At 69.2% G+C, this 8463-nt stretch carries 9 protein-coding genes; 5 read left to right on the top strand and 4 right to left on the bottom strand.

Features of this window, described 5'->3' with window-relative positions:
* The first annotated feature begins 100 nt into the window (after positions 1 to 100).
* The 4 genes from ABFX55_RS05735 (at position 101) to ABFX55_RS05720 (ending at position 4605) form a co-directional block, all read left to right on the top strand.
* Positions 101 to 634, top strand: a complete 534-nt coding sequence (locus ABFX55_RS05735) for an MFS transporter (RefSeq protein WP_346118275.1) — start codon at positions 101 to 103, stop codon at positions 632 to 634.
* Between the two features lie 107 nt (positions 635 to 741).
* Positions 742 to 945, top strand: coding sequence for a hypothetical protein (locus ABFX55_RS05730; RefSeq protein WP_346118273.1), 204 nt, complete (start codon positions 742 to 744; stop codon positions 943 to 945).
* Positions 946 to 1054: 109 nt separating this feature from the next.
* Positions 1055 to 2893, top strand: coding sequence for an ABC transporter ATP-binding protein (locus ABFX55_RS05725; protein ID WP_346116492.1), 1839 nt, complete (start codon positions 1055 to 1057; stop codon positions 2891 to 2893).
* Entirely contained in the window at positions 2890 to 4605 is a 1716-nt protein-coding gene (locus tag ABFX55_RS05720; RefSeq protein ID WP_346118272.1) for an ABC transporter ATP-binding protein, read from the top strand. The genes ABFX55_RS05725 and ABFX55_RS05720 overlap by 4 nt, the downstream gene beginning before the upstream one ends.
* Positions 4606 to 4642: 37 nt before the next feature.
* Here the strand turns inward: ABFX55_RS05720 and ABFX55_RS05715 are convergent, their stop codons facing one another.
* Together ABFX55_RS05715 and ABFX55_RS05710 are read right to left on the bottom strand one after the other, a co-directional pair.
* Positions 4643 to 5134, bottom strand: a complete 492-nt coding sequence (locus ABFX55_RS05715) for a nitroreductase family deazaflavin-dependent oxidoreductase (protein ID WP_346118270.1) — start codon at positions 5132 to 5134, stop codon at positions 4643 to 4645.
* 118 nt (positions 5135 to 5252) lie between these two features.
* Positions 5253 to 5789, bottom strand: coding sequence for a TetR/AcrR family transcriptional regulator (locus ABFX55_RS05710; protein WP_346118268.1), 537 nt, complete (start codon positions 5787 to 5789; stop codon positions 5253 to 5255).
* 335 nt (positions 5790 to 6124) lie between these two features.
* Here ABFX55_RS05710 and ABFX55_RS05705 point away from each other — a divergent pair, with 335 nt between their 5' ends.
* Entirely contained in the window at positions 6125 to 6829 is a 705-nt protein-coding gene (locus ABFX55_RS05705) for a ubiquinone/menaquinone biosynthesis methyltransferase (protein WP_346118310.1), read from the top strand.
* A gap of 221 nt (positions 6830 to 7050) precedes the next feature.
* Here the strand turns inward: ABFX55_RS05705 and ABFX55_RS05700 are convergent, their stop codons facing one another.
* Both ABFX55_RS05700 and ABFX55_RS05695 read right to left on the bottom strand, forming a co-directional pair.
* A complete protein-coding gene (locus tag ABFX55_RS05700; RefSeq protein WP_346118266.1) occupies positions 7051 to 7872 on the bottom strand; it encodes a glycerophosphodiester phosphodiesterase in 822 nt (273 codons plus the stop codon).
* Between the two features lie 281 nt (positions 7873 to 8153).
* A complete protein-coding gene (locus ABFX55_RS05695) occupies positions 8154 to 8342 on the bottom strand; it encodes a hypothetical protein (protein WP_346118264.1) in 189 nt (62 codons plus the stop codon).
* Positions 8343 to 8463: the final 121 nt, after the last annotated feature.

Genomic DNA, 8463 nt, shown 5'->3' with positions numbered 1-8463 from the left:
TGGGTGATGTTCGTGAACGTGCCCATGGCCGCCTGCGCGCTGGCCCTGGTCTGGAGGGGTGTCGCCGCGGGCCCGCCCCCGGCTCGCAGCAGCCGTCCGGATGTCCCTCGGTGCCGTCCTGGCCACGGCGGGCATGACGCTGCTGGTGTTCGGCGTCGTCCGCACCGACCAGTATCCGTGGACCTCGCCGGTCACCGTGACGACCCTGGCGGTCGCCGCCGCGCTGCTGGTCGCCTTCTTCCACGTCGAGCGGACCACCACCCGCGAACCGCTGATCCGGCTCGGCCTGTTCGCCAACCGTTCGGTCGTCGGTGCGAACGCCTACAACCTCCTGGTCGGTGCGGCCCTCGCCTCGGCCTTCTACTTCGTCTCCCTCTACCTCCAACGAGTGCTCGGAACGGGGCCGGCGCTGACCGGGCTCATGTTCCTGCCGTTGGCCCTCGGCGTGGTCGCCGGCTCCGTGCTCGCCGTCAAACTCGGCTACCGTCTCGCGCCGCGGACGCTTCTGGTCGTCGGTGGACTGTTGACCGCGACCGGGTTCGCCTGGTTCGGCCTGATCAGCCCGGACGGCGCTTTCGCCACCGACGTCCTGGGACCCTCGATCGTCGCCAGCGTCGGCTTCGGCTCTGCCTAGGACCGCTCGTCTCCATCGCCACCGCCGGCGTCGCGCGCCACGAGACCGGCACCGCATCGGGCCTGCTCAACAGCTCACGCCAGATCGGCGCCTCGCTCGGGCTTGCCGTGCTCGGCACCGTGGCGCACCACCGCACCGGCCAGACCGCCACACCCGAGACCCTCAACGACGGGTACGCGCTCGGCCTGACCCTCAGCGCCGCGCTCCTGGTCGCCGCGGTCCTCGTCGCCCTCACCGTCCTGCGCCGGACCAGCCCACCCTCAGGGGCTGAGCAGAGCGATGACCGCGATCCGCTCCCCGCCCGGGACTGACCAGCAATCCACCCCATGCCGCAACCCCCCAGTGGTCCACCCCGTGGCCGATCCACCATCGGATCGCCACGGGCCTGGTCGCGACGAGACCGACGAAGACGGGAGAGCGATGAACGCCATCGACCTTGCCCAGGCGAGGGAGCAGTCCACACCACCACCGGACACCGGTTCCGCGCCGGGGCAGAGCATGGCAAGGCTGCTGCGCCCCTATATCTGGAGTTTCGCCGCCGTTGTGATCCTGCAGGTGATCGGCGCCGTCGCGGGTCTGGCGCCGCTGCTGGCGGTCGTCGAACTGGGTCGTACTCTGTTGTCGCCCGGCCCCATTGATCACGATCATGTCTGGATCGTCGTGATCGCAGGTGCGGTCGGCTTGTTCGTTCGGCTGCTGTTCACCGCAGCATCGTCCGGAATCGGGCATCTTGTCGACGGCCAGGTGCAACTGACGTTCCGCCGGCAACTGGCCGCGCGGCTGGGTCGGGTGCCGATCGGCTGGTTCTCCAGGCGCGGGACCGGCGAGCTGGCCAAGGTGGTGGGGGAGGACGTGGGCGCCGTGCACCCGTTCATCGCCCACACCCCCGGCGAGCTCGTCTCCGCCTTCGTGGTGCCGCTGGTGTCGCTGATCTACCTGTTCACCATCGACTGGCGGCTCACGCTGATCACGCTGATACCGGTGGTGCTGGCCGTGGCGTTGATCCCGCTGATGATGACCCCGACCCGGCTGCGCGAGCAGAAGGAGTTCGACGGGGCCATGGGACGGATCGCGAGTTCCGTCGTCGAGTTCGTGCAGGGTATCGCGGTGGTCAAGGCGTTCGGCGGATCCGGTCGCGCCCACCGCAGATTCCTTACGGCCGTGGACGACTTCGTCGGCATCTTCTCCCGCTTGGTGCGTGGTATCTCCGGGATCGGTGCCGGGATGCAGGTGGCGTTGTCGCCGCCGTTCGTGCTGCTGGTCGTGCTGATCGGCGGAACGGCTCTGATCACGGGCGGCTCCCTGGCCCCCTCGGATCTGCTGCCCTTCCTGCTGCTCGGACTGGGCCTGACCGCTCCGGTGGCGGCCCTCGGCCATGGCTTCGACGAGCTGCAGGCCGCAGGGCGCGCGGTCGGCCGGATCCGCGACGTGCTCGAGGTGCCGCCGCTGGCGGAGCCCGCGCACCCGGTCGCGCCACAGGGGCACCGGGTGGAACTGCGCGGCGTCCGATTCGGCTACGAGGCCGATCACGAGGTGCTGCGCGGGATCGACCTGGTGCTCGAGCCGGGGACGGTCACCGCGATCGTCGGCCCGTCGGGAAGCGGGAAGTCCACGCTGGTCCAGCTGTTGCCGCGCTTCTTCGACCCGACCCACGGCTCGGTCGTCCTGGGCGGTGCCGATCTACGCGAGATCGGCAGCCGGGAGCTCTACCGGATGGTCTCCTTCGTCTTCCAGGACGTTCGCCTGCTGCGCGCGTCGGTCGCCGACAACATCGCGCTGGCGGTACCGCATGCCGACCGTGACGACGTGATTCGCGCCGCCCGGCTGGCGAACATCCATGACCGCATCCTCGAGCTGCCGCGCGGATACGACACGGTGATCGGTGAGGAGGCCGGGCTGTCGGGTGGCGAGGCGCAGCGGATCTCGCTCGCTCGCGCGCTGCTCGCCGACACGCCCGTTCTGGTGCTCGACGAGGCGACCTCCTTCGCCGACCCGCAGACCGAACAGGCGGTCCGCCGGGCCCTGGCGACGCTGGGTGGCGATCGGACGATCCTGGTCATCGCCCATCGCCTGGAGACGGTCGCCGACGCCGACACCGTCGTGGTGCTGGAGAACGGGTCGATCGTCGAGCGCGGCAGGCCCACCGAGCTGCTGGCACAGAACGGAAAGTTCGCCGCGCTCTGGCAATCCCACCGATCCGCGATCGCTGACGAGACCGAAACCCACCCTGGCGTCCTGCAAGGAGACGAGCCCCGATGATTCGAATGCTGCTGCGCGTGCTCGGACACGAGTACGCCCAGCCGATGCGTCGCACCGTGGCCCTGATGACGACGACCGCGATAGCCGAAGGTCTGTCCTACGCACTGCTGGTTCCCGTGCTGCGGGCACTGTTCGGGAGCACGCCCGGGGACGCCTGGCCCTCGCTGATCGCGTTCGGGGCCGTGGTCGCGATCTACGCGGCGCTGCGCTACTACAGCGACCTGTCCGGTTTTCGCGTCGGGATCGCGCTGTTGCGTGGGATGTACCAGCGGCTCGGCGGCCACCTGGCCCGACTGCCCATCGGCTGGTACAGCGCCCGCCGCGTCGGGGAGGTGTCGGTCCTGGCCAGTGAGGGCGTCCTGCAGGCGATGAGCGTGATCGCGCATCTGCTGGCACCGTTCATCTCCGCCTGCGTGACCCCTCTGACGATCGTCGCCGTGATGCTCGCCTTCAACTGGCAGATGGGGTTGGCCGCGTTGGTCGCCGCCCCGGTCGTGGCGGCGATCCAGATCTGGACGGGACGCTCGATGGCCGCAGGCGACGAGGAGCGCGCGGAACGCGGCCAGGAGGCCACCGGGCGGGTCATCGAATATCTCCAGGCCCAGCCGGTGCTGCGGGCCGGCGGCCGGACCGGCGAACGCTTCCGGCTGCTCGACGACTCGCTGAGGGAGGTTCAGCGCGCGTCCCGCCGTTCCACGCTGTCGGCGCTGTCCGGTGCGGTGGGTCTGACGCTCGTGGTGCAGATGATGTTCACCGTGCTGCTGGTCCTGGGCGCCTACCTGGCGCTCGGCGGGAGCATCGGCGCGGCAGAGGTGCTGGCGATCCTGGTGCTCGCCGCCCGCTGCGCAGATCCGTTGCTGTCGCTGTCGGATATCGGTGGCAAGGTGCGCAACGCGCGTGCCGAGCTGGCGAGACTCGACACGGTGTTGCGTACCGAGCCGCTGCCGGAAGCCGCCGAGCCGATCCAGCCGGTGGGCCATGGCCTGGCGTTCGAGTCCGTCACCTTCAAGCACGGCGACCGTACGGTGTTCGACGACGTGTCGCTGTCCGTGCCCGAGGGACAGCGGCTCGCCGTCGTCGGGCCGTCGGGCGCGGGCAAGAGCACCCTGCTGCAACTGCTCGCGCGGTTCTACGACGTGGACTCCGGCGCGGTGCGCGTGGGAGGCGTGGACGTGCGCTCCATCAACACCGAGGTGTTGATGGCGCAGATCGCCATCGTCTTCCAGGAGGTCTATCTCTTCGACGGCACGATCGAGGAGAACGTGCGCCTCGGCCGTGCCGACGCCTCCGAGGCCGACGTGCGGGCGGCGGCGACCGCGGCGCGCCTGGACGAGGTGATCGAGCGGCTACCCGGCGGATGGGCGACGAACGTCGGCGAGGGCGGCGCCCTGCTGTCCGGCGGCGAGCGCCAGCGCGTCTCCATCGCGCGGGCGCTGCTGAAGAACGCGCCCATCGTGCTGCTGGACGAGGTCACCTCCGCACTCGACCCGGTCAACGAGGCGGCCGTCCACGAGGGCATCGAGCGCCTGATGGCGGGCCGGACGGTCGTGATGGTCGCGCATCGGCTGCGCACCGTCCAGCGCGCCGACCACATCGTCTTCCTGGACGGCGGCCGGATCGCGGAGCAAGGCAGCCACGACGAACTGCTGCCCCGCAGTGGCCGCTACGCCGAGTTCTGGAACATGTCCCTGGCCCCGGCGGCGAGCGAATGAGCCGGCATGTCGCCCGATCCATTGTGATGATCGATCGTCAGGTCTCGGTCGTACGGTCGGCGCGTGGGGTGAACCGTACGAACGGAATGCGCCGCCCGACCTCACGGTAGTCCTCCGCGCCGCCGTCGACCGCGAACCCCATGATCTTGCACAGCCGGCGGGCGGCGGCCGGATGGCGCGGCGCGTACCGGGCCATGATGGCCGCGCCTTCGTCGGCAGGAAGGGGGATGGCGGTCACCTGGAGGACCCGGCCGCCGAGCTGGATGCTGACGTTCGGGGTCTTCATGACGTTCTGGTACCAGTCGGCGCGCGGCCCGAAGCCGGAGGCCGCCACATAGCCGTGCCGGCCGTGTTCGATGACCTCGATGACGGCCTGACGGGGCCGGCCGGAGGCTCGGCCGATGTGGGTGAGCAGCATGATCCGGCGCCCCAGCAACGGGCCCAGCCCTATCCGGTACAGCCGGATGGGCAGTCGCCACAGTACGCGGCGCAGTCCGGTCGGCGGGCCTGGCTTGTTGACGATCTGCATCGTTCGGTCCTTTCCGACGTCGAGGGATGTCGTGGCGTCCTGCGACGTCAGGATGGTGCCGCCGCCGAACCGGCCGCGAACGTGTTGCGCGCTCTGACCAGCCCGGGGCCGAGAACCCTCATGCCTGCTCCTCATCCAGCAGGTCCTCGACCGCGGCCAGCGCCTCCCCGGAAGGCAGATCGCGGTCGAGCATGCAGTGCAGCATCAACCCGTCGATCAGCGCGGCGATCAGGGTGGCCACTCCGGTCAGCCGCGCGGGCGGCCAGCCTGGATGCAGCTGTCCGATACGGTCGGCGATCTGTCCGCGGGCCTCGCGCAGCTGATCCCGTAGAACCTCGCCGAGGGCCGGGTCGCGCGTCGCCCCGGCGATCAGCTCCACGGCCAGACGGGTCGTCTGCTCGTCACCCGTGGCCGCAGGCAGCAGACGCCGTACCGTCACCAGCGCCGCCCGCTCGTCCACCGCGGCGAGGAGCTCGGTGACAAGGGGGTTGATGACCAGATCCCCTGCGCGTCCGGCGATCGCCGCACGCAGACCGGGCAGTCCGCCGAAGTGGTAGTGGATCAGTCCAGGATTGGTGTCCGCGCGCTCGGCCACACCACGCGTGGTGACGGCCGGCCATCCCCCCTCGCACAGCAGCGCGACAGCGGCGTCCACCAGTTGCTCTCGACGCCGACCCCCACGCACCGAACTTGGTCGATCGCCTAAGTTGGTCATGTGGCCAAGTTAGCACCTCGCCCCTGCCGTGAGCGCATCGACGACCACAGGCCCGCCCGGCCGCTGACGGAGATCACCAGACGGTCAGCTGCATCGTCGAGCGTCGCGCCGCATCTCGCGTGCTCACGCGCCTGCGAGCGATCATCGACCCTGTAGGTGACGCGACCGGGCGAGCCCGGTGATCCCCCGTGCGAGGGGCGCTCCTCCCCCGGGCGGGGGAGGAGGCCCGGCGATGACCACGGCAGGGTGGCAGGGTGACTGAGGAGCGCGCACAGATGCCATCGCCTGATCCGCCGTCGTCCCAGGGTCAGGAGGTCCAGCGAACGTTCAACAAGATCACTGACTACTACGACCGGATGAATCGACTCATGACACTGGGGCGACATGCCGCCTGGTGTCGTGACGTCGCAGCGAGGACGCGAGTGCCTTCAGGTGGAAGCATGCTCGATGTCGCCACCGGAACAGGCGTCATCGCTCTTGCCGCGCTGGAGAAGTATCCGAACGCGACCATCCATGGCGTCGACTTCTCGGAGCGGATGCTGACGGAAGCAGCCAGCAAACCGGGGGCCTCCGCCATCAAATGGCAGCATGCGGATGCGAACGATCTGCCCTTCGGCGACGAGTCCTTCGACGCCGTCACGCATGGTTATCTCCTCCGCAATGTCGATGATGTCGAGCGCGTGCTCGCAGAGCAGTACCGGGTGCTCAAACGCGGGGGCCGGGTCGTCATTCTGGAGACTTGCCCGCCCCAAGGACTGCTCCGTTACCCGGTGACTCTGGGGGTTCGCGTTCTGATTCCCCTTCTCGGCCAGATAGTCGCCCGCGATCGTGAGTCATACACATACCTGCAAGAATCCACACTCGGATTCATGACTCCAGAAGAGGTCGTCGCGATCCTTCGTCGAGTCGGCTTCGCCTCCATAGCGTGGAAGAAGAAGTTCTTCGGCACTCACATGATCATCTCGGCCCAGAAACGGTAGCTGTCTCGCTGATCTCCCGGGCTGTCCGCGGCTCGCGTCGCCGGTCACGCCCGTGAGTCTCCGACGCCCCTCTACGGCGATGCGAACAGTCCGGGAGCAGAGACGCGGGAGCGCTTCATCGCCGGTGGGGACCCTCGGCGTCTTACGCTCGCGCCCCAGGGGCTCATGCTGACCGCGCCGGCCCGCCAGCGGATCCATGCGAGCCGTACGGCGGGCTGCGGTCAAGCGTCGGTGACCTCGTCCAACACGTCCGGCCTGTTGGTGATGATGCCGTCCACCTGGTAGGAGATCACGCGGCGCATGATGTCGGCGTCGTCGACGGTCCAGGCGAAGACCTCCATGCCGTGACGATGGACACGCCGGACGTAGTCGGCGGTGAGCTCGTGGTGGGGCGGGTTGATCTGAGCGGCGAACCCCGCCAGCCTGGCGAGTTGCCCTGTCGACGGCGTGCCGAGCAGTCCGGTCTGGACCTGCGGCATGACCCGGTGGAACCTGCGCATCGAGCCCCAGTCGAACGACTGCACCACCAGCCTGCTCGGCCAGGAGACGTTACGGCGCAGCTCCTCGGCCACGCGGGACTCGATACCCGGGTAGAGGTGCGGCGCTTTGATCTCCAGCAGGAGGCCGAGCCCGCTCCCGCTCATCGCCTGCAGCGCCTCGCCCAGGGTGGGCACCGCCTCGCCCCGGTGCTCGGGGGAGGACCACGATCCCGCGTCGAGCCTGCGGATCTCGGCGAGGGTGAAGTCACCGACCCGCCAGGGCGCGCGGTGCGGGAAGAGCTTTTCGACGTCGGTGGTGCGGGCCAGGGTGGTGTCGTGCATCAGGACCAGGTGGTGGTCTCTCGTCTCCTGGACGTCGAGCTCGACCATGTCGGCATCCTGCTCGTCGGCCAGTTCGAAGGCCGCGAGGGTGTTCTCCGGCGCGTAGGCGGAGGCGCCGCGGTGGGCGACGTTGACGACCGTGACCGAAGGGGCGGCGACGGCGGCGGGGGCGGTGAGGGTGGCGAGGAAGGTCGAGATGACGAGGCCGAGTCGTCGAAACATGGGTCTCCTCGGGGTCTGCGGAGGGGGCCTGGCGTTTCGAACGTGCCTGGTGTTCATGACTGGTAATCGATGGCAGAGTAACCCGGCGGTGTCAGGCGGATGAGCAAGCAACGCGGGAGACAACGCATACTCACGTCAACGGTCCGCCTCCGAGACCCTGACCCGCGCCGTGTAGCAGCCGGTGCGGGCTTGCTCCGATCGGTGCACCGCGCACGGGGCAGACCGGGGTCGACGGGGTGGTTTCGTCGCGTGAAATCTCGAAGCCGCCACGCCGGCCTGCACTAAGTGATCTGCAGCAACACCTTCGCAGCCTGGAGCGCGCGCCTCCACTGCGAGTCGTCGTCCTCCGTCATGGCCTGCTGGTCGCGGACCGTTTCCATATGCGCTCTGGTCTGTGCGCGCGGTTGATCGGCCGCCTCCACCACGTGCAGCGGGGACAGCACCCGCAGCTCGCTGAGGAGGTCCCACATCTCCTCATCGGTCTCACGCGCCGCCGACACTTCGCCCTCTACCTGTTCCGCCGGGGCGTCGGCCCTCTTCAGGGCACTCGCCCGCGCCTCAGCGTCACGGACCCACTTCGTGTTCTTAACG

Origin of the sequence: Nonomuraea roseola, from assembly GCF_039535395.1 — a bacterium.
GTDB classification, from domain to species: Bacteria; Actinomycetota; Actinomycetes; order Streptosporangiales; family Streptosporangiaceae; genus Nonomuraea; species Nonomuraea roseola.
This window is presented reverse-complemented; position numbering and strand designations above follow the sequence as displayed.

Bases quoted from the DNA above. Each gene is read 5' to 3' on its own strand.
- ABFX55_RS05735 (WP_346118275.1), top strand. From the start codon at position 101: ATGTCCCTCGGTGCCGTCCTGGCCACGGCGGGCATGACGCTGCTGGTG.
- ABFX55_RS05725 (WP_346116492.1), top strand. From the start codon at position 1,055: ATGAACGCCATCGACCTTGCCCAGGCGAGGGAGCAGTCCACACCACCA.
- ABFX55_RS05720 (WP_346118272.1), top strand. From the start codon at position 2,890: ATGATTCGAATGCTGCTGCGCGTGCTCGGACACGAGTACGCCCAGCCG.
- ABFX55_RS05715 (WP_346118270.1), bottom strand. From the start codon at position 5,134: ATGCAGATCGTCAACAAGCCAGGCCCGCCGACCGGACTGCGCCGCGTA.
- ABFX55_RS05705 (WP_346118310.1), top strand. From the start codon at position 6,125: ATGCCATCGCCTGATCCGCCGTCGTCCCAGGGTCAGGAGGTCCAGCGA.
- ABFX55_RS05700 (WP_346118266.1), bottom strand. From the start codon at position 7,872: ATGTTTCGACGACTCGGCCTCGTCATCTCGACCTTCCTCGCCACCCTC.
- ABFX55_RS05695 (WP_346118264.1), bottom strand. From the start codon at position 8,342: ATGTGGGACCTCCTCAGCGAGCTGCGGGTGCTGTCCCCGCTGCACGTG.